Origin of the sequence: Argonema galeatum A003/A1, from assembly GCF_023333595.1 — a bacterium.
Taxonomy (GTDB): domain Bacteria; phylum Cyanobacteriota; class Cyanobacteriia; order Cyanobacteriales; family Aerosakkonemataceae; genus Argonema; species Argonema galeatum.
This window is the reverse complement of the sequence record NZ_JAIQZM010000005.1, coordinates 213452-235027: the sequence shown is the minus strand read 5'-3', so window position 1 is coordinate 235027 and position 21576 is coordinate 213452. Positions and strand designations below refer to the sequence as shown.

The following is a 21576-nucleotide window of genomic DNA, read 5'->3' as shown; positions in this document are numbered from 1 at the left end:
ATAAGCCAAATTTAAAAGTTTTCTTTAATTTTACCGGGTACACGGGAGTTACCTTGTATTGGTGAATAAGGCATAAATTTTGCTTTTTGCGGTAAGTAAAGGTTAGGCATAAGAGTAACTACAACTTGCTTTTCAGACATTTCGGTAATCCGTAAAAAAAATTTAAACATCTGGGGTATGCAAGGGTATAGGCTTATATTACCCAGTAGCTTCAGTAAACCTATCACCCCCAAGAAACAAAAGGCAAAGACACAGAGTGGTGGGATAGGCAAGGTCTACCAGTGCGATCGCTCAGAAAAATCTGTAGGGTGGGGAGTGCCCACCCTACATAAACAGCAAAACTTTAATTAAAACTTATTCAGGTCAAGCCCAGCTTCTTTAGCCATAGCTGCCAAACCCTTGTGATCTAAGGTTTTGATTGCCTTTGTGGAAAGGCGGAGCTTCACCCAGCGTTTCCCTTCGGCCCACCAAACTCGCTTCCACTGCAAGTTGACTTCTTGCAGCTTTTTGGTGCGTCTGTGAGAATGGGAAATAGCGTAGGCGTTATTCGCCTTCTTACCAGTCAGTTGACATACACGGGACATAAGTATCTCCAGGTTTCAGGAATTTTAGGTGCAACCTTCTATTGTAGGGAATTAGTCAGTGGTCAGTGGTCAGTGGTCAGTGGTAAGTTGTCAGTGGTCAGTGGTCAGTTGTCAGTGGTCAGTTGTGATTTTCTGCCCCACTCTCCCACTCTCCCACTCCCCCACTCCCCCATTCTCAATTAGCGGTGAGACGAGTTAGCACTTGGTTCGATCGGGCCACAAAAGCTTTCATCCCCTCAGCATCTAATGCTTTGTGCGCCATCAACGCCAAATCGTAAACGTGATGACAAATCAAGTTAGCTAGTTCGCCGCTGGGAGACGTACCTTCACCTTGGAGGATACTGCCCTGACTCAGACTAACGAGATTTTGGATCAAGGGATGAGTGGTGTTAACCACCAAAGTGTGTTCTTCTGGAAATTGAACAGCTTGCTGTTGCAACAAAGCGGTCATCTCTCGCATACGCCGCAGAAATTCTGGTAGCAGTACCATTGCTGGTGGCGTTCCTTGGGGGTCGTCTGACTTCAGCGCTTCAGTACGGATGGTGAGTTTGGGCTTGTTGAGGGATTTCTCGAATAGCTCTTTGATCAGTTCGCTGCGGGTTTTGTTGGTTTTGGGGTCAACGATTTCGGCAGCTTTGTCTTGTTCGACCAGGTTTTGATCTAGTTCGGAGTCTACGCGAGAGAACTGGACATCTTTATATTCCCGCTCCAGGAAAGAGATGAAGTGAGAGTCAATGAAGGAGTCCATAAACAGGACTTCTAGACCCTGCCTTTTGTGTAGTTCTACGTAGGTAGCTTGTGCAACTTCATCGGTGCAGTAGAAAACTCGGTTTTCGTGACGCTTTTGGTTGCGTTCCAGGTATTCTTTGAGAGTGGTATATTCCGATTTTGGATTTTGGATTTTGGATTTTGGATTTTCTTGTTCCTCAATGGCTGAAGTGACATCTTGCCAGACATCGCCTTCCTGAGTTTGCACTTGTACGGTAGCTGGTGGCTCCTCTGACCCCTTGCTTTCCTGCTTTTCTGCTTGGAAAGTGGTGCGATAAATGAGGATGTCTTCGAGTTGTTTTTTGAACTTCTCGTCGTTCATTGAGCCGAATTTGACGAAGGTGCCGAGGTCTTGCCAGCAAAGGATATATTCGGAACGGTTATCGCGATATAGTTCGTTGAGGCGATCGCCCACTTTCTTGGCAACGAAGTCTGCTATTTTACGGACGGTCCGATCCATCTGCAAGGCGCTGCGAGAGACATTCAGGGGAATGTCTGGACTATCGATGACACCCCGCATCGGCAGCAGGAACTTGGGAATGATTTCTTCGCAGTGGTCGCTGACAAAGACCTGATTGCAGAAGAGCTTGATGTTACCCTGGCTTACGTCTACTTCCGGTTTTAGCTTGGGAAAATAGAGAATGCCGTTGAGGAGGAAGGGATAATCCGTGTTTAAGTGTACCCACAGTAGCGGTTCTTCCTGGAAGGGATATAGGTAGCGGTAGAACTCCAAATAATCCTCTTTCTTCAGGTTCCTGGGAGATTCCCGCCACAGTGCTTTTTGCTTATTTATCTGTTCGCCGTCCAGCTTAATCGCGACTGGCATAAAATCGCAGTAGGTCTTCACCAGCTGCCGGATGCGGGACGCTTCCAGATATTCCAGTTCTTCTTCCTGGAGGGTGAGGGTGATGGTGGTGCCGCGATCGGTGCGCGATGAGTCTTCCAACACAAAGGTTGGCGAACCGTCGCACGACCAGTGTACTGCCTGGGACTCTTCTTTGTAAGAAAGGGTGTCGATTTCCACTTTCTGGGCCACCATGAAGGAGGAGTAGAAGCCCAAGCCGAAGTGACCTATAATCGGTTGGTCGCCATCGCTTTTATATTTTTGGATAAATTCTTCGGCACTGGAGAAGGCGACTTGGTTGATGTATTTCTTGACCTCCTCTGCCGTCATGCCGATGCCGTTATCGCTGATGGAGAGCGTCTTGTTGTCCTTGTCGATCGAGATCTTAATTTCCGGGCCATCGAGGCCGCCGCTAAATTCCCCTGCGTGGGACACCATTTTGAGTTTTTGGATGGCATCCACGGCGTTGGAAACCAGTTCTCGCAAGAATATCTCGTGGTCGGAGTAGAGCGACTTTTTGATGATGGGGAAAATATTCTCGGTATGAATACTTATGGTGCCTTGTTCCAGCATGGTCATAGTTTGAGTTTAGGTTGTTTATACTATCTCCAAGATAGATTGTGCGCGATCGCTGCCCGTTCTGAGTCGGGTATTGCCCCCAGATGCGATTCGGATTTCCCTACTTTCTAAGGTTAGGGCATCTGAATTTTATGTAACTTAATGTAACATTTTTGGCTGTGCTATTTAACTCATACGCTTTCATTTTCGGCTTTTTGCCCATTACCCTGCTCATTTTCTTTGGGTTAACAAGATTCCGGTTAATCAGAGCAGCTGCGATCTGGTTATTCATTGCCTCACTCGCTTTCTATGGCTACTGGAACGTGGCATATGTCCCACTCCTGCTAATTTCGATGGTATTTAACTATCAAATGGGTAGGCTGCTTTATTTGGCAACTGGAAATAGCAAACGAGCGCGAATATTGATTTGGGTTGGTCTAGGTTTTAACTTGTTAGTATTGGCTTATTACAAATACGCAAATTTTTTTATTACTTCTATCGACTCTCTGTTTAACACTCAGTTACTCGCACCTAATGTCACGCTGCCACTAGCTATTTCGTTTTTCACATTTACGCAAAGCGCTTATTTAGTGGACGCTTATCGCGGCGAGACTAAAAACTATAATTTCCTCACCTACGGTTTGTTTGTTTTGTTTTTTCCGCACCTAATTGCGGGGCCAATTGTACGTCACAACGATCTTGTCCCCCAGTTTGAACAATTGCGTAATTTTGTTTTTTCCCATAAAAACATGGCGATGGGGTTAACCCTGTTTACGCTAGGTTTAGCGAAAAAGGTGCTGATAGCAGACAACATATCGCCGTGGGTAGCGCCGATATTTGCTCATGCTAGCGATTGTACCTTTATTGAAGCATGGGTGGGGGCGCTGAGTTATACCTTTCAGCTATATTTTGATTTTTCTGGCTACTCGGATATGGCGATCGGCTTAGGATGGATGATGAATATCGATCTGCCCATTAATTTCGATTCGCCCTATAAAGCTACTTCCATCATTGATTTCTGGCGGCGGTGGCACATCACGCTGTCTAACTTTCTGCGCGATTATTTATATATTCCCTTGGGTGGCAGTCGGCGTGGGGAATTGCGTCGGTATACCAACCTGATGATTACCATGCTGCTGGGCGGACTGTGGCACGGTGCAGGCTGGACTTTTGTGGTGTGGGGGGGATGGCACGGACTGTTGCTGTCGATCGACCATGCTTGGCGAAAATTGGGTATCCAATTGCCCAAAATTTTGGCGTGGACGATTACCTTTATTGCTGTTGTGTTCGGTTGGGTGTTGTTTCGGGCGCAAAGTATCCACGATGGCATAGAAATGGTGCAGGTGATGCTGGGAATGAAAAACTTCGTGTTACCTGTTGCCTATCAAAAATTATTGGGTTGGTTAACGCAGTTTGGGCTAAAGTTCAAGGGATGGCAAGAATTTACTTACTTACCGCCGCTGGGGGGACAAAAAAGTTTATGGGTACTGGGTGGACTTATACTAGGAGTAATTCTGTTGCCGAATACCCAAGACATTATGAAGTGGATAAAACCAACGGTGTGGTGGGCGCTCTTGGTTGGTAGCTTAGCAGTTTTTTGTTTGGTTTCGCTGAATCGAGTTTCTGAATTTCTTTATTTCCGGTTTTAATAGAAAAAGACGATGAAATCTTACCGTCGATATATTAGGTTGCTGTTGGCAGTTATCTTGGTTGAGTCTTTGTTGTTTTTGTTATTTAATGTAGTTGTTGACCCCTACGGAGTGATTAATAGTCCGGTTATTTCTAGAGTAAATAGATTAAAGCCGGAAATAAATAATCACGTAATGCTTTATAAAGCTGTCGCTGTTACCCGGATAAAACCAAAAGTCATTTTTCTGGGTTCATCCAGAACCGAGTTTGGATTAGATCCCAAACATCCTGTTTTCGCGAATTCGACCTCAACTTACAATCTGGCATTGACAGGGGCTAATATCTATCCGGCAATGCGATATTTTAAACACGCGATCGCCAATCAACCCAACTTACAACAAGTTGTCATAGGCATTGATTTGTTTATGTTCAGCAACTTGAGTGAAATACCCTCAGATTTTTCAGAAGCCAGACTAGACAGAGAAACAATTGTTCCCCTAGATGCCGTAAATGTTATATTTTCTCTTGATGCTTTTCAAGCCAGTAGAGATACAATAGATATCAATAAAAAGGATTCAAAATCGATCGGTTATTTTTATCCAGATGGCAGACGAGACGAGCGATACTATGTTAAGCACGTTTATGAAAATAAACCTACCCCAGTAATTTTTAAAGAAGTTATAAATAAAAATCATTTTCGCGCACCAGAAGAAGATAAAAACTACCAAGTGTCAAATTCCCTATTAAGCAACTTTAAAACTATAGTTACTATATGCCAACAACGAAATATAGATCTCAAAATTTTAATTTCACCTTCCCATGCTACGGAATGGGAGGCGCTGCGAGTGCGAGGGCTTTGGCCAATTTTTGAGCAATGGAAACGCGAAATAGTCAAAATTGTACCCGTGTGGGATTTCTCCGGTTACAACAGCATTACCACAGAAGCGATCGGCAACAATATGAAAAATTATATAGATAATTCCCACTACCGCAAAGAAGTTGGCGATTTGGTACTCAACCGAATTTTCAACTATAATGAAGAAAGCGTTCCGGCAGATTTTGGCGTATTGCTGACACCAGAAAACATTGAATCCCACCTAGCTAAGATTCGTGACGATCGCGAAATATGGGCTAAAAATAACCCGGATGTGGTGCAGTTTGTGCTGAATTTAAAACCCTCATCCAAGTAGGATGCGTTACTAACTCACCCTACTAATATGAGTTAAACCTTTTTTTGGTGAACTTCCAAGAATTTATCCCAAGTTCCCGCATACTTGCCTGGAGTAAAGGGAAAAGGCTTATCTGTCGTCCTACCTGTTAGTTTCGTTAAGAAATCCCAATTAGGTTCGGCGACGACATTCCACTCATAGAGCTTGACTCCCATATTTTTAGCCATAGTAACACAGGCTTCGGTGTGTTTGTAGTAAGAATCTTCAAAGCAACTGCGATCGAATGTTAATGAACCACAAACATACTGCCTCACCCTAACCTCAAAATCATTTAAGCTATCAATGGGGCGTGACTCATACCAAAGTTGGCAATCCTCAAGCCAACTCTGCACATCTCTTACTGTCAAAATAAAAATTCCGTTTCGAGGCAATAAACCCTGTCTGAACCACATTCCTACCGGGGTATCTGTCGCCACTTCATACTTCCACAGATTTTCGACTGCTATTGGATAGTGTATCCAACGGTAGCCCAGTAAACTCATAGCTCTACCAGCAGTTTGATTGCCAGTTATTGCCAGTCCCACATAATAATACTTGGGTGGTGACAAATTAACAATTAACTTTTTAACAGAACTTCTGATGTTCATCTTTCCTATTGCAAAAAAAAGTTATCAGTACAGCTTCAAGCTATCGTGGGAACTGTCTTCGCTCCAATTGAGTAGGGGTTTTAAGACGATACTTTTGCGCTGGTTGTAGACGCTGACGTACCAGGTGCAGCGCTGACAAACATCGGGGAAATCACTTTGTTCGTGACGGTCGATAATCTCCTCAATAGCTTTACCTTCCCAAACTTCCGAAAGGTTTGATTCCTTGAGATCGCCTACAATTAACTCCGCCTCCACATCGCGGCAGGCGCAGGCGTTTACTTTGCCATTTGCCAGCACAGCTGGTTTCATATAAAGCATTTCACACGCACCGCGCTTGTGGGGCATTTGACGGGGTTGGAGTCCGATCGCCTGCAAATCTTCCGCCTTTATCTTTCCGGCCCAGGAATCGTAGGAATCCAGGTGTTCGATATTGAGGAGCCCCTCACGCTCCCAGAGGCGAAACTTCTTCCACAATTCTCCCCTACATTTTGATAGAGGACAACGCAGTGCAATTGTGAAATTAATGGGAGAATTAGTTGTGCGCTTTGCTTCAACAAACGCTTCAACATTGCGGCTGACCGTATCGAAGCGATCGACTCCCATAATAGCTTTGTAGGTTTCGCGATCGAACCCGCCCCAAGAAACGTGAACCTTCAGTTTATCACCGTAGACAAGAAGCTTTTCGCTGACTTGCGGCTTCATCAAAATTGCGTTGGTGTAGAAGTAAAATCCTTCTATTTCCGGGCGTTTGTAAAGGTCATCCAGTCTGGCGAAGAGGTGAGGGTCAACAAACGGATCTCCTACAATTGGCGTCATAGAGACGTATTTGCCACCCATCGCCACATACTCATCAATAATCCGCCGGAAGTCCTCTAAAGGCATCACCTGCTTTGCCCTTTCCATCTGAGGATAGGCGCAGAAAGTACATCTGGCGTTGCAAGTGTTTGTCGCTTCAATGTGCAGGGCCCTTGGTAGGGAGCGGATTTTCTCCAACTGTTCCTGAATTGCCCACCGTCGAAATCGGAAATTGTATTCTGTGGATATCACGTCGAGCCAATGGTCTTGGCGACGTTCCCAGGCTTGGACGATAGACTTAACTTGGCTCCTCAGACGCGGGGAAATAATAGACTTGAGGTTGCTGAGCATAAGGCTTACCTATAGCGTGAGGGAAATAGCTGGATGCAACCGACTGATTTAAGTTTATTATAATCCACCTATACTTCTGCTACGATACGAGAAAGCAAATGAGTAAAACTTTGCTTTTGTTTAGATCCAATACCAAAATAGACTTGGGCTGATATTGATATGCCGTTAATATCTGTGATTGTTCCCGTTTTTAACGGCGAAAAAACGATTCTAGTAACGATTGAATCTGTTCTAAAACAAACCTTCACAGATTTTGAAGTGATAATAGTTAATGACGGTTCGCAAGATGCAACTTTAGATATTGTTTCCTGTATCCAAGACCCGCGATCAAAAGTATTTAGCTACCCAAATTCGGGCGCAAACGTAAGCCGCAACCGAGGCTTTTATCATGCCAACAGTGAATTTATTGCTTTTTTAGATGCCGACGATATCTGGACGACGGATAAGCTGGAGGCTCAATTTAGGGCTCTGCAAGACAATCCCCAAGCTGCTGTTGCTTACAGTTGGTGTGATTTTGTAGATGAATCGGGTAAGTTTTTACATCGAGGTAGTTACAGCACTGTAACTGGCAATGTTTGTGAGAAGTTGTTGTTAGGTGATTTTCTGGATAATGGCTCCAATCCTTTGATTCGCCGACAGGCTTTTAGCGAAGTCGGGGGTTTTGATGAGTCACTGCCTGCGGCACAGGATTGGGATTTATATTTGCGCCTAGCTGCACGCTATAATTTTGTAGCAGTACCATCCACACAAATTTTATATCGAGTGTCTGCCAATTCAATATCTTCTAATGTTTATCGATTGGAATCAGCCTGCCTGCAAGTGCTTGAACGCGCTTTTACTCAAGCTCCTGAATCTTTACAACATCTGAAGCCGTACAGCCTAGCGAACCTTTATAAGTACCTTACCTACAAGGTGCTTGAAGCACCTACAGAACGACACAAAGGCTTCACAGCGGCACGATTTCTCTGGGAGGCGCTTAGAAACGATCGCGATCGCATTCCAGAGCCGCGAATTCTTTTAAAAATATTAATTAAAATTGCAGTAGTGGCTCTACTGCCGCCTCAAAAAGCTCAGACATTGATAAATAGATCTAATACGTTGCGACCAATCCATAATGTCTTACTAAGCTACATACGAGTGTAGCTCTGGTAAGGTATAGTTATTTTCATAATAGACTGGAGTTGATATGCCACTTATTTCTGTGATAATTCCCGTTTACAATGGTGAAAACACGATTCGAGAAACGATTGAATCAGTTTTAAATCAAACTTTTAAAGATTTTGAATTAATAGTAATTAATGACGGTTCGACAGACTCAACTCTAGATGTAGTTTCCAACATCCAAGATTCCCGACTTAAGGTGTTTTCCTACCCCAATGCTAAGCAAGCTGCAAGTCGTAACCGAGGCTTGTCTCAAGCTACTGGCGAATACGTTTCTTTCATAGATGCAGACGACCTCTGGAAACCAGATAAGCTAGAGGCTCAATTAAAAGCGCTACAAGAAAATCCCGAAGCAGGTGTGGCTTATAGTTGGACTGATTTGATAGATGAATCAGGTAATTTTATAAGGGGAGGCGCTAACATCTATTGGCAAGGTGAATCTTATGCGAGGATGTTGTTGAATGACTTTGTAGAAAGTGGCTCTAATCCTTTGATTCGCGCTCAAGCTATCAAGGAAGTTGGTAACTTTGATGAGTCACTTCCCCCCGCTGAAGATTGGGATATGTGGATTCGTCTGGCGTCTCGTTATCCTTTTGTAGTTGTGCCATCCGCACAAGTTTTATATCGAGTTCGTGCGAATTCCAGCTCTACTAATGTTTCTAAGATGGAAGCAGTAAGCTTGCGAATTATTGAACGTGCTTATGCAGAAGCTCCTGCATCTATACAGCACTTAAAGCGGCATACGCTTGGGAATCGCTACAAATACCTGGTATTTAAGGCTCTTGAAGAACCTCCAGTACGACAAAAAGCTTTAACAGCAATCCGGTTTCTCTGGCAAGCTTTTATATACGACCCCGTTTTGCTGCGACGACGAATTATCTGGAAAGTGTTATTGAGAATTGCAATAATAGTTCTTCTGCCATCCAAACTAGCTCAAACATGGCTAAATAAATTTAAACAGTTTACCGATATTTTAACTTTAGTTATTCTGATTCGAGTAGATATTGTTCCTGCTCAAAGGTAAGCTAATTTTGGCTTTTCATGTTAATTACATCAATAGTCGCTTAACTGTTTTAACAGCAACAGACCAATTTAAGCGGGACTGATATTCGTTAAATGATGAGAAAGCCAATCGTTTATATTCGCTGTAGTTATTCATTAAAGAATCGATATAAGTACAATACTCTAATACGTTGGCATCTAGGGAAAAAGTTTTGCCATTGGAATTCTCTTTTATGACTGTTGGAATACCGCCAATATTTGTAGCAATACAAGGAACACCAAAGGAATTGGCTTCGCAAAATACGTGGCCGTAAGTTTCTGCTTGGGAAGGTAAAATTAAAAAATGGGATTCACCTAACAATTGATTAATTTTATGTTCACCTTCTTTGTTAGACTTGTCGATAAATCCTAAAAATTTTACAAACGTGGGAAGAGATTGTTGAGTTACAGGAGGATCGCACCCAACTACGGTTAATTCAGTATTCAAACCGATGCTGTTTAGTTCCTTTGCTACTGATAGAGCAATATCTCCTCCTTTCCTTTCCCATTGAGTGCCGAAAAACAGTAATTTACAGGGGTTTGAGTCTCTAGAATCTACTATAGTTTGGATATCATCGAGAGTGCGATCGCACTCTATATTTGCTCCCCAAGGAACTACTTTAACTTTAGAAGGATTAATTCCATAGATATCAATAGCTGTTTGAGCAGCCCATTCCGATGAAAATATCACCAATTTACATCTATCGAATGCAGATTTCTCCAAGGCATATATATTTCTCTGTGTTTCACTGCAAAGATTGCTCAAATAAGGATATAAGTCAATCAACGCTGCTATGGTTGAGTCTGTCCACAAAACGATCGGTTGTTTGCATTCGAGATGGGCGATCGGCATCGCATTTTCTGGACAAAGCACTATGTCCGAGTTAAAATTAGACAACTGTTGGAAAATTTGATCTGCATAATCTTTCAGCACTAATGGTTCTGCCCAGCGGTAGTAATCTTTTTTCAGTAAATATCGATAAAAACTCCACTTCGATCTAGTTATTAGTGCATAGTTCTTTTTGAAAGAGTTGATGTAGTCAAGTGAAATAGATTGATTTTGTAAATTTTGCGAGATGTAATAACCAGCCCCGCAAAGTCCTACTTGATGTTTAGGCCAAGTCGAACTCTTCAAAACATCATAAGTTGTTACATAAGCAATTTTCACAAGTTATATCAACTCCCTCAATAGGTTTTTAACAGTTTGACCTGCAACAGACCAATTTAATCGTGTTTGATACTCATTAAATGATGATATAGCTAGCTTTTCATACTCTCTATAATTATTCATCAAATCAGCAATGTAATTGGAGTAATCCGAAATATTAGCCTTAATTGAAAAAGCCTTGCCATTCAAATCATCTCTAATAATACTTGGTATTCCACCGACATCTGTTGCTAAACAAGGAACCCCAAAAGAATTGGCTTCACAAAAAACATGGCCGTAACACTCTGCGCGTGAAGGTAAGATAAAAAAATGGGATTCTACTAATAATTTACTCAGCTTATCAGCACCTTCTTTGTTAGATTTATCGATAAATCCTAGAGATTTGACGAAGCTGGGTAGTGGTTCGCTTGCGATCGCTTGGCAACCCACTATAGTTAACTCCGTGTTTATGCCTGACCTATTTAATTCTTTGGCTACCTCAAGCGCTACATTACCACCTTTCCTGAACCAATCAACGCCAATAAATAATAACTTACATAGGTTTTCAGGTCTGGCTTTGACTATAATATTGATATCGTCGATGGTTCTCTCGCATTCAATATTGGCTCCAAAAGGAACTATTTTTATTTTAGACGGATCGATTTGGTATTTTTCAATCGCTGTTTTGGCAGTCCATTCAGATGAAAATATAAGCAAAGTACATTTATCTAAAGCGAGCTTGTCCATAGTAGTTAAGTGCTGCTTAGTTTCTCGACAGAGATTGCTAAAATCAGCATAATAATCTATTAAGCCTGCGTAAAGTGTATCTACCCATAAAACGATGGGATGTTTACAATTTAGGTATGCCAGAAAATTAATGTCTGGAGAAAATACAATATCTGACTTAAAATATGATATTTTCTTCTCAATTTGACTGGCGTAATCTTTGTTGAAAATAGGGTCAGCCCAAGCATGGTAAGTTTGCTTGAAAACTTCAGAATATAAAGGTAATTTAAGCTTTGGTAATAGCGCATTCTTTTTTGCTAAAGGCCCGATGTACTGAATATTTGTAAACTTATCTTCAAGAGTTTTAGCTATGTAATAGCATCTTCCCCAGTGGCCTAATTGGCTTTTTCGCCAAGTAGATTTATCTACTGCTTTGACATCAAATTCAGTAATATAAGCTATATTCATGATTTTTGATAAAGTTTAAGATAAGGACTATATAACTGACCTATTTTTAACTGTAATTCGCAAGCTTTGCCAAAATCACTTTGAATAATATTTTTATATCGCAGATAGTGAATCAAGAGTTTGATGCTGTCCCGAAAAGTATAGAATGGCAACAAAAAGGGCAGTAGAGGTCGCTGCGATCGCGAAAACCGAGCAACGCGGGTAAGATTATTGGAAAGGCCATAGCCACGAGCGAGCTTGAGCAGATATGATTTTTCTAGCCGATGGGGGGGAATGTGATGCCAGATTTCCATTTTGGGATTGTGCCAGAGTTCCCATTTACTATTTTGAATATAGAACATTACTTCTGCATCTTCACCGGCAGCCATTGTTTTCTCGTCTCTACCCTTAATTAATAGCTTCTCCGGTGGCGGAACGCATTCTTGCCACGCCTCTTTGCGGATTACCGATCCTGGTGCGGCAGGAATGCGGCGAGGTTTCGCTGAACGTTCATAGCAAAAAGCAACGGAACCACGGTTGTAAATAGTTAAATATCCCTTAATTTGGTCAAAATAAGGGGGGGCTGGTTCATCCAATTTGGCATGAATAATGCCCCCATAGGCTCCCACTTTAGGGTGTTCTCTACCAAAGTGGTATGCTTCGGCTACCCAGTTTTCTGCCGGTAGGTTATCATCATCCAAAAATCCGATGAAATCGCTGCTTCCTGCTTCCTGTACCGCCCGACTGCGAGCATAGGATTGGCCTTGTCTAGGCTCGAATATGTATCTCAGATGGCTATCTTGACGCCATTCTTTTGCATAGTGAAAAACCACCGCCCCAGTATTGTCGTTACTGTTGTTATCAACCACTAGCACTTCCCACTCAATACCCTCTGTGCCAACTTGCTTTTGCAGTTGGTCTAAGACTTCGGGTACACGCTGAGCGCCGTTATAAGTGCAAATAGCTACGGTAAAGTCCACGGTTGGGAGGTTGATGATATTGACTTTAAATTAGCAGAGAGTTGTTAATGAATATAACATTAATTATCTATTTTTGTAAATATCTTTTCCAGATGTAGAAAGGACTTATAAGGCTGGCAATGTAAAGCTCCATCTGACAAGCAACTACTATATCGTTACGAATTGCTGTTTTATATTTAGCTAAGTGGAAGAGAATTTTGCGAACATCATTGAGCATATAAGCTAACAAAGCAAGAGGGCGTTGCCATGTTTTGACGCTGAGCATCCGCGTATGATAACGGGAGAGTCCAGTTTGGCGGCATATTTTAATTAGATAGTCTTTTTCTAAGCGCTGGCGGGGAATGCGATGGTAAATGAGCATTTTGGGGTTATACCAAATTTGCCATCCTGCTGTTTGAATATATAATAATGCTTCTAAGTCTTCTCCTCTTTGCGCGATCGCATCCTCACCTTTTGGCCCAAGCATAAGTTGCTTGGGAACATTTTCCAGCCATATTTGCCTGCGGACAACTAATCCGGCTCCTGGTGGCAGCACTTTTTTGTGAGGTTCGTAGAGGTGAGCATCGTCACCTCTATCTGTCAATCCCAATAAAGAAGCAATTCTCTGAAAATTTTCTGGGGGACTTACTTCAAATTCAGCATAAATCCGACTGCCGTAGGCACCGACATCATCACTAGCTTTCCCAAAAGCATACGCTTCTGCTACCCATTCAGAAGTTGGTAAATTGTCGTCGTCGATAAAGCCGATAAATTTGCCTTTAGCTTCCTCTACGGCGCGTTGTCTGGCAAAACAAAGTCCTTGTTGAGGTTCAAAACAATATTTGAGAGGATAGGCTACAGGCCAGTTTTTTTGGTATTCTTCAACAACTTTTTTGGTGTTGTCGGTGCTGTTATTATCAACAACAATTACTTGCCAGGAAAAGGTTTCTGTTTTGATTTGCGATCGCAGTCGTTCCAGAACATCTGGTAAACGGCTTTCCCCATTGTAGGTTGGTATGGCAACGGTGAAGTCTAGCATTGGGAGACTGGGGAGAGGGGGAATTTGAGATTTCAAATTTGAGATTTGAAATCTCAAATTTGAAATGCCTTAATATTAGGTTTCCACTGCTTGAACTGCTGGCGCGAGAGTGAGAGGCTGTTTTTTGGTGAATGTTAGCTTATTATCGATACAGTCGATCGCGATCGTATCACCGGGAACAAAGGCGTTCTCCAACAGCATGGTAGCGATCGGATTTTCCAGTTCGCGCTGAATCGCTCTTTTGATCGGGCGAGCGCCGTACACTGGATCGTAGCCGGCTTCGGCCAAATGCTCTTGGGCAACAGGTTTAAGCTCAATGCTAATTTTTTGGTCGGCGAGTAACTTCTGGATTCGGAGCATTTGAATTCCGACAATTTGTCCCAATTCGCTGCGACTGAGGGTGTGGAACAGGATTATATCATCAACCCGGTTGAGAAATTCAGGACGGAAGTGCTTTCTGAGGGCGTCCATCACCTGTTTACTCATTTGTTCGTATTGGGAATCATCGCCAGCGAATTCGAGGATGCGATCGCTTCCTATATTACTCGTCATCACAATCACGGTATTCCGAAAATCCACCGTTCTCCCCTGAGAATCGGTAATTCTCCCATCATCCAAGACTTGTAGCAAAATGTTGAACACATCTGGGTGGGCTTTTTCCACTTCATCCAACAAGACCACCGAGTAGGGACGCCTGCGAATTGCTTCCGAAAGTTGTCCGCCTTCTTCATAACCGACATATCCGGGAGGCGCACCCACCAGTCGGGACACGGAATGTTTTTCCATGTACTCGGACATATCAATCCGCACTAGGGCGTCATCCGAATCAAATAAAAATTGCGCTAAAGCGCGGGCTAACTCGGTTTTTCCGACTCCTGTAGGCCCCATAAACAGAAATGAACCGATCGGGCGTCCGGGGTCTTTCATTCCCGCTCTGGCGCGACGAATGGCCGCCGAGACGGCTGAGACGGCTTCTTGCTGACCGATTACTTTTTTATGCAGTTGGGCTTCTAATTGCAATAATTTCTGCCGTTCCGATTCCAGTAAGCGGTTAACTGGAATTCCCGTCCATTTACCGACAATTTCGGCAATATCCGCTTCCGTGACTTGTTCGCGCAATAAGGTAGAACCTTGGGATTGCAACTTCAAAAGTTCGGCTTCTTTGACTTCGCGTCCGCGCTGCAAACCTTCCAATTTTCCATACTTCAACTGCGCCGCCTTATTGAGATCGTAAGCTCTTTCCGCTTGTTCAATTTGCACCCGCAGATGATCTTCTTCCTCCTTCAAGGTATTTATCGCTTCTAAAAGATTCTTTTCACCTTGCCATTGGGAAGAAAGTCGTTCTTGTTCTTCCTTCAATTCGACAATTTCATCTTCAATTCCGCGCAAACGTTCTCGCGACGCTTTGTTTTCTTCCTTTTCCAGGGACAATTTCTCCATTTCCAGCTGCATCAACCGTCGATCGATCGCTTCTAACTCTTCCGGTTTCGAGGTGATCTCCATTTTCAACTTAGCAGCTGCCTCATCTACGAGGTCGATCGCTTTATCTGGCAAAAACCGATCGGAGATGTAGCGATGGGAAAGTGTCGCCGCCGCAACCAGCGCCGAGTCGGTAATTTTAACCCCGTGGTGAACTTCGTAACGTTCCTTGAGTCCCCGCAGAATCGAAATCGTATCCTCCACCGAGGGTTGATTTACGTAAACTTGTTGAAACCGACGTTCCAGCGCGGCATCTTTTTCAATGTGCTTGCGGTACTCATCCAGGGTGCTTGCGCCAATGCAGCGCAATTCCCCCCGCGCCAACATCGGTTTGAGCAAGTTGCCAGCATCCATCGCCCCTTGACTGTTTGCACCAGCACCTACGACGGTATGCAGTTCGTCGATAAACAGGACAATTTGCCCTTGGGAGTTGGTGACTTCTTTGAGTACAGCTCTGAGGCGGTCTTCAAATTCGCCCCGATATTTGGCACCTGCAATCATGCTGCCCATATCCAGGGAAATCAGCCTGCGGTTTTTCAGGGATTCCGGTACGTCGCCGTTGATGATACGCTGGGCTAAGGCTTCTGCGATCGCAGTTTTCCCCACTCCCGGTTCCCCTATCAGCACCGGATTGTTTTTCATGCGGCGCGATAGCACCTGAATTACGCGGCGAATTTCATCATCCCGCCCGATTACGGGGTCAAGTTTACCAGCTTTTGCTTGTTCCGTTAGGTCGCGTCCGTACTTTTCCAGGGCGTCGTAACGATTCTCTGGATTTTGATCGCTAACCTTTTGACTGCCGCGAACAAGTTTAACCGTCGCTTCCAGCTTTTTGGCGTCTGCATCAAAACTTTTGAGCATCCGACGCCCCAACTTTTCGTCTTCGGCAAAGCCCAGCAATAAATGTTCGACGGAAATAAACCCATCTTCCCAAGTTACCCTGGCTGACTCCGCGCGATCGAGCATTACGTCTAAGCTTTTGCCCAGGTAGATATCCTCATTCTTGGCAACTACTTTGGTTTGTGCTTTTGCATAAGATTCCAGTTGGGACACCAAGCGGGCGGAATCAACGCCAGCGCGGTTGAGAATTCGGTGCGCCAGTCCATCTTGTTCCAGAAGTGCGATCGCTAAATGTTCTACCTCCAGATACTGATGTTGATAGCGACGGGCCACCTCTTGCGATTTGACGATCGCTTCCCAGGCTTTCTCGGTAAATTTAGTAGCATCAGTAGGCTGCACAATAATTCCTCTCTGTCAAAGGGTTTCTTAGTTCTGACCCGTCATGACCATAATACTGAAAACTGGGATTTTGCACCTACGCTCTCACCCGCCAAGGGACTTTAGTCCCTTGCTAATAGTGAAAGTCCACTTAAGTGGACTAAATGCTGCTTTCTGGTTCTATGCCAGAGGACTGCCACTTATTCTACAACAACTCGCCACTCATGAAGTTGGTACTTGACGCAGCCATTTTGCACAAGCGGATCTTGGGCAACTAGAGCTTGCGCCTCATCCATCGAAGCTGCCTGGAAAAGGAGCATTCCTCCTCCCAGTTTACCCCAGTAGCCGCTACGCGCCTGATGTCCTTTGGCAATCAAGTCCCGCACGTAGGCTTTATGGGCTGATACGTATTTGTCAAAGGTAGATTTATCGACAATTCCTTCTTCAATTTTGACAAACCAAGCCATTGCCATTAATCCTTTTGGTGCTAATCTTCGCTTGATGGTATTGGAAAACGGTTAGCTGCAAATATCATTTGTAATTGTACTGTTGTGGACAAATCAAAAAAACGATTTTTCATCGCTCTCCTGCCCCCCCAGGAGATTCAGGATCGCGCTAATGAGATTAAGCAATACTTTGCCGATCGCTATAACAGTCGCCACGCCCAGAAATCTCCTCCCCATATTACCTTACAACCGCCTTTTGAGTGGGCGAGCGATTCTGTTACGGTTTTGGTAGATTCCCTGAGCGGTTTTGCCAGTACGCGACAAACGATCCCAATTACACTGTCGGGATTTGACGCTTTTTCCCCCAGAGTAATTTATATCAACGTTCTCAAGAAGCCAGAACTCTTAACTTTACAAGCAGACTTGATGAACTACATGGAGACATCATTAGGTATTGTAGATCCTGTTTCTAAAGGTCGCCCTTTCTCTCCTCACATGACTGTTGCCTTTAAAGACTTGACACGGCAGAACTTTCATGCAGCATGGCCGGAATTTCAGGCCCGATCGTTGCAATTTGAGTTCTCTGCTGACGCCCTCACGCTGCTAATTCACGACGGCACTCGGTGGAATATTTACTCGGAGTTCGCCCTCTAGCTACTCGCTTACCAAGAAAACAATATAAATTAGGCAGCAAAGGGGCACAACTGCTGTGAGGAAGAGGATCAAAAAAGAAATAACTCAAGTTGCTAGTTACTTGCATTCGCTCTTGTTTTTAATGGGTAATGGGTACGTTGTTGCGCTTTAGCGCTCTAAGAGCGCTAAAGCGCAACAACGTACCTTAATGATATAAATATAAAATTACGTAAGTAGATAATTTTTTGGTGTGAAAGGAGTAAAACGGGTGCCATACTTACTAGCTGGACAGTCTTTGGGGGCTCTCATTAGTATCATGGGAATCGCATCTCCCCCTACGGTACTTGCTAGTTATACAATTTTGCTGTATTCGAGCCAGGAAATTGTCTCGTCTGCGACTGTGCTTACCAGCTCGTCCACAAGTCTGCTTAGCTCTTTATCATGCGATATTAAAGCAAATTTGTATTACCGAAACAAAAATACTTTTTCTTTGCCTTCTGCTGCCGTCAAGGTTTCAGGATCGAAAATTATTGCTACAATTGCTGATAAGAGCGGTCTTTTCTCGCCAACGATTGCAGTTTGCGACCTTTCTGGAAAATGTTTGAGCTATCGAGGCGATCGGCCCCCGAAAAGTGCCGCCAGTTTAATTAAAGTTCCTATTGCGGTCGTTCTTCTGCACAAGTTATCAAAAGATAATATTAGCTTAGATGAACATATTTATGTTGACTTAAGTAATTTTACTGAAGAAGATTATTCCCTGATAAAAGTGGGAAAATCTTACTCTTTCAAGTATTTATTGACCGAGATGATTGCTAACAGCAGTAATATTGCCACAAATCAAATAATTGATTACTTGGGTTGGAGTTATATCAATCAAGTATTAAACAGTCTCGGCTATCGCACAACTCGCGTTGCTTACAAGCTAACAGGAGAATTTACGCCACCAACTAGAAATCGTGGCTTTGCATCTAACCTAATTACAAGTAACGAACTGTCAGCGATGATGGTGCAAATTTACAATTGCGAACATCCCGAATATAAGGTACTTATTGATATCTTCAATCGGCAGGTCGATCGCTTGTTGGGATTTGAAGCATTAAAAACATCAGCGGGGCGATGGTTAGGTGAGAAAACCGGAGAAAATACTAAAGTTAGAGGGGCTACATTAGCAGCAGAAATTAACGGTAAAACTTACATCATTACTGTGACTGAAGATAATGGTAAAAGCAGCCCCCAAATCCGCGACTGTATTGCCAAAATTGTGGACTATATTCATAAGAATGGGGGTATTTAGAACCCCACCCCCAAACCCCCTCCCCGCAACGGGGAGGGGGCTAAGAGTAGAAGGGTAATCCCTCCCCGCAACGGAGAGGGGGCTAAGAGTAGAAGGGTAATTCTGCCCGACTAACTAAATTTTTGGTTTTTGGATAATTGTCTCCACAATGCGTCGCTTGACTTTGGGGTCGATACCGATCAAGCGGACATATTCTCCAGTATGCTCATTTAAGCAGGATTCAAGAGCTGCGATCGCATCCGACACCTCACTTGTCTGGATGGGAGAACAACTTTGCCAAGATTGAGTCCGAAAACGACGTTCATCAGCGTGTTCCATACCAATCTTATATCCTTTGGCAAGCAACTGACGTACCTGTTCCTGAGTTTCTGGGCTTAGTTTAGAACCATTTTGCTGACCGTTGCTGCTGCTAGCATAATTGACTTTGTAAATTGTCTCTACTTTAGTTGAGTTATTCGCCACTTCCTTTTGGATAGGATTAGCAGGCGCAGGATTAGGCGTTTGTTGATAGTTGTTTAAGCGTCCTGCATTGTACTCTTCTACCAACCTTGAATTCTGCACTCGCTGCTGTTCTTGCACCATTAAGTTGCCAAATTCAATTAAGCGAGGCAGTCGGAAATCTGGCTTGAGAAAAGTTGGTTTTTCTTCGGCGCTATTGACGACACGAGAAGAAATTTTATCAAAACCAATTTCATGGATAAATTGCCGGATTTGCTCATCATAAACTCTCGATCTTACTGCGCCAAAGAAATCTATGGCTTGATCGATAAAGGTATCGACAAACTGCTCAATTTCTCTAGCTGAAAGTTCATCTTTGTCAAATATCCCAGCAACAATGCCAATTTTATCTTCTCGGTTTGGTTCCCAGAAAAACTTCTCCATCCGACCATCGCGAATCAGTGGTGCATATAAGGTGGAAAGGTCATTTCCCGTCACAATCATTGGGACGCGATTTAGGGGTGTTGAGTCGTAACTGCCAGGGAGTTGTACGTTTGTTGGGTTATCGGCAATATTCATTAGTGTGGCATTCACTAACTGAGTATTGACAGTGTATTGAGTGCCTCGATCGAAGCGTCCGGCACCTGCATCTAAATCATTGATCATCAGCGCGATCATTTTGCCGCGAACCTTAATCAAATCTGCTGCTTCTCGATATCGCAGACGAAGCAACCTCGCTGGATCTCCAGCATCTGGACTTTCGAGTTCTCCTCCAGAAATGTGAACTGCTTCGATGCCCATTTTCTCGAAAACTAATTCACATTGAAAGGATTTCCCTTCTCCTTTGCGTCCGTGAACTCCCAGAATTAGGGGAACTCTTACTCCGGGAATATCGAGGAAGTTTTTGGTGATGTGAACGGCCAGTTTGTCAAGGAAACGGGGAGAGATGTAATAGCTCATTATTGGGTGTGTGTTTTGCGATCGCTTATCAGCCTATTGTTATAATTTTATGACATCTGCACCAGTCCCGGTTTGTTTCTAAAATGGAAATTGACGAGTTCAACCAAAACACCATTCCTCACCCCGAAATCTCCCTACAAGTCAAGGAAACCAGCGACTTTTTGGCCCAAAACCAGATCGATCGCCTCGATCGCTGGTTAGCTAGTCAACTAACGGATTTCTCCCGTTCCCGCATCCAAAAGCTGATCGAACAAGGGTCGGTAAAAATTAATGACCAAATTTGCTCTACCAAAAACAAAATTCTTAAAGCTGGGGATCGGATCTATGTCATCATCCCAGAGGCGGAGATTTCGGAATTACAAGCCGAAAATATCCCTCTGGATATTCTCTACGAAGATGACCACCTGTTAATTCTTAACAAACCCGCTGGATTAGTCGTCCATCCAGCAGCAGGTCACCCAGCAGGTACTCTTGTCAATGCCCTTTTGGCGCATTGTCCTCTCGCAGAAATTGGCGGTGTCCAGCGTCCCGGCATTGTCCATCGGCTGGACAAAGATACTACGGGTGCGATCGCGATCGCCAAAACCGACCAAGCTTACCAGCATCTGCAAGCTCAACTGAAAGCCAAAACCGCCCGCCGGGAATACCTGGGTGTGGTCTACGGTTCTCCCAAAACGGAAAGCGGCATCATTGACCAACCGATCGGTCGTCATCTTGTCGATCGCAAAAAAATGGCTGTCGTGCTGGAAGAGAAAAAAGGTCGCTTAGCCGTCACCCATTGGCGGGTACAGGAACGCCTAGGAAACTACACCCTGATCCACTTCCAGCTAGAAACAGGCCGCACTCACCAAATTCGCGTCCACAGTGCCTATATGGGCCATCCCATCGTCGCTGACCCAGTTTACAGTTCGGGACGCAACATAGGCGTCAACCTACCCGGTCAAGCCCTCCACGCTTGGCGACTTTCTTTAGAACATCCTATCTCCCGACAGATGATTCAGGTGACAGCACCTCTTCCACCTCACTTCGTTACCCTCCTAGAAATCTTGCGGCGGCGAGTGGCCCTCCCCGGTTCCAGCATTTAATTTACGTATCTTTATTACTTTAAATTTACATTTCTATACAAAATCACTGGTTGACCGAAAGGTAAATTGAGCCCCAATTCCTTATAAAGTGGCACTTTTAGCGGTTTGTAAAAAAATATAAGATTTATCAATAAAAACCTATGAGTATAAATACCTTA

18 protein-coding genes are annotated in these 21576 nt (G+C 43.8%); 7 read left to right on the top strand and 11 right to left on the bottom strand.

Features of this window, described 5'->3' with window-relative positions; translation table 11 throughout:
• Positions 1-347 precede the first annotated feature (347 nt).
• Both rpmB and htpG read right to left on the bottom strand, forming a co-directional pair.
• Positions 348-584: a 50S ribosomal protein L28 gene (gene rpmB / locus LAY41_RS08450; RefSeq protein ID WP_249096306.1), complete on the bottom strand. Its 237-nt coding sequence runs from the start codon at positions 582-584 to the stop codon at positions 348-350.
• Positions 585-759: 175 nt separating this feature from the next.
• Positions 760-2775: a molecular chaperone HtpG gene (gene htpG / locus LAY41_RS08445; protein WP_249096305.1), complete on the bottom strand. Its 2016-nt coding sequence runs from the start codon at positions 2773-2775 to the stop codon at positions 760-762.
• A gap of 332 nt (positions 2776-3107) precedes the next feature.
• Between htpG and LAY41_RS08440 the strand changes: the two genes are divergently transcribed.
• Together LAY41_RS08440 and LAY41_RS08435 are read left to right on the top strand one after the other, a co-directional pair.
• Entirely contained in the window at positions 3108-4403 is a 1296-nt protein-coding gene (locus LAY41_RS08440) for an MBOAT family O-acyltransferase (RefSeq protein ID WP_249096303.1), read from the top strand.
• A 12-nt stretch (positions 4404-4415) separates the two neighbouring features.
• Positions 4416-5573, top strand: coding sequence for a hypothetical protein (locus LAY41_RS08435; RefSeq protein ID WP_249096299.1), 1158 nt, complete (start codon positions 4416-4418; stop codon positions 5571-5573).
• Positions 5574-5605: 32 nt separating this feature from the next.
• Here the strand turns inward: LAY41_RS08435 and LAY41_RS08430 are convergent, their stop codons facing one another.
• Together LAY41_RS08430 and LAY41_RS08425 are read right to left on the bottom strand one after the other, a co-directional pair.
• On the bottom strand, positions 5606-6199 hold the full coding sequence (locus tag LAY41_RS08430) for a hypothetical protein (RefSeq protein WP_249096296.1): 594 nt from the start codon (positions 6197-6199) through the stop codon (positions 5606-5608).
• Between the two features lie 24 nt (positions 6200-6223).
• Positions 6224-7345: a radical SAM/SPASM domain-containing protein gene (locus LAY41_RS08425; protein WP_249096292.1), complete on the bottom strand. Its 1122-nt coding sequence runs from the start codon at positions 7343-7345 to the stop codon at positions 6224-6226.
• 159 nt (positions 7346-7504) lie between these two features.
• On the opposite strand from LAY41_RS08425, the gene LAY41_RS08420 reads away from it, so the two are divergent.
• Positions 7505-8488, top strand: a complete 984-nt coding sequence (locus tag LAY41_RS08420) for a glycosyltransferase (RefSeq protein ID WP_249096289.1) — start codon at positions 7505-7507, stop codon at positions 8486-8488.
• 43 nt (positions 8489-8531) lie between these two features.
• Complete coding sequence (locus tag LAY41_RS08415) at positions 8532-9530, top strand: glycosyltransferase (RefSeq protein WP_249096286.1); 999 nt, start codon at positions 8532-8534, stop codon at positions 9528-9530.
• Between the two features lie 24 nt (positions 9531-9554).
• On the opposite strand, the gene LAY41_RS08410 is transcribed toward LAY41_RS08415, so the two are convergent.
• The 6 genes from LAY41_RS08410 to LAY41_RS08385 all read right to left on the bottom strand — a co-directional run bounded on the left by LAY41_RS08410 (position 9555) and on the right by LAY41_RS08385 (position 17029).
• Entirely contained in the window at positions 9555-10715 is a 1161-nt protein-coding gene (locus LAY41_RS08410) for a glycosyltransferase family 4 protein (RefSeq protein WP_249096284.1), read from the bottom strand.
• A 3-nt stretch (positions 10716-10718) separates the two neighbouring features.
• Positions 10719-11888: a glycosyltransferase family 4 protein gene (locus tag LAY41_RS08405; protein WP_249096283.1), complete on the bottom strand. Its 1170-nt coding sequence runs from the start codon at positions 11886-11888 to the stop codon at positions 10719-10721.
• The gene (gene hpsE / locus LAY41_RS08400) at positions 11885-12847 is read right to left on the bottom strand and encodes a hormogonium polysaccharide biosynthesis glycosyltransferase HpsE (protein WP_249096282.1); all 963 of its coding nucleotides are present in this window, start codon (positions 12845-12847) and stop codon (positions 11885-11887) included. The genes LAY41_RS08405 and hpsE (LAY41_RS08400) overlap by 4 nt, the downstream gene beginning before the upstream one ends.
• A 67-nt stretch (positions 12848-12914) precedes the next feature.
• Complete coding sequence (hpsE, locus tag LAY41_RS08395) at positions 12915-13865, bottom strand: hormogonium polysaccharide biosynthesis glycosyltransferase HpsE (protein WP_249096281.1); 951 nt, start codon at positions 13863-13865, stop codon at positions 12915-12917.
• 75 nt (positions 13866-13940) lie between these two features.
• Positions 13941-16583 (bottom strand): ATP-dependent chaperone ClpB, encoded by a 2643-nt coding sequence (clpB, locus tag LAY41_RS08390; RefSeq protein ID WP_249096280.1) that lies wholly within the window; start codon positions 16581-16583, stop codon positions 13941-13943.
• A gap of 179 nt (positions 16584-16762) precedes the next feature.
• Positions 16763-17029, bottom strand: a complete 267-nt coding sequence (locus LAY41_RS08385) for a YciI family protein (RefSeq protein ID WP_249096352.1) — start codon at positions 17027-17029, stop codon at positions 16763-16765.
• 84 nt (positions 17030-17113) lie between these two features.
• Here LAY41_RS08385 and LAY41_RS08380 point away from each other — a divergent pair, with 84 nt between their 5' ends.
• Positions 17114-17662 (top strand): 2'-5' RNA ligase family protein, encoded by a 549-nt coding sequence (locus LAY41_RS08380; RefSeq protein WP_249096279.1) that lies wholly within the window; start codon positions 17114-17116, stop codon positions 17660-17662.
• Between the two features lie 247 nt (positions 17663-17909).
• Positions 17910-18935 (top strand): serine hydrolase, encoded by a 1026-nt coding sequence (locus tag LAY41_RS08375; protein ID WP_249096278.1) that lies wholly within the window; start codon positions 17910-17912, stop codon positions 18933-18935.
• Between the two features lie 114 nt (positions 18936-19049).
• Here the strand turns inward: LAY41_RS08375 and LAY41_RS08370 are convergent, their stop codons facing one another.
• A complete protein-coding gene (locus LAY41_RS08370; protein ID WP_249096277.1) occupies positions 19050-20333 on the bottom strand; it encodes a RuBisCO small subunit-like domain-containing protein in 1284 nt (427 codons plus the stop codon).
• A gap of 83 nt (positions 20334-20416) precedes the next feature.
• Between LAY41_RS08370 and LAY41_RS08365 the strand changes: the two genes are divergently transcribed.
• The gene (locus LAY41_RS08365; RefSeq protein ID WP_249096261.1) at positions 20417-21418 is read left to right on the top strand and encodes an RluA family pseudouridine synthase; all 1002 of its coding nucleotides are present in this window, start codon (positions 20417-20419) and stop codon (positions 21416-21418) included.
• Positions 21419-21576 lie beyond the last annotated feature (158 nt).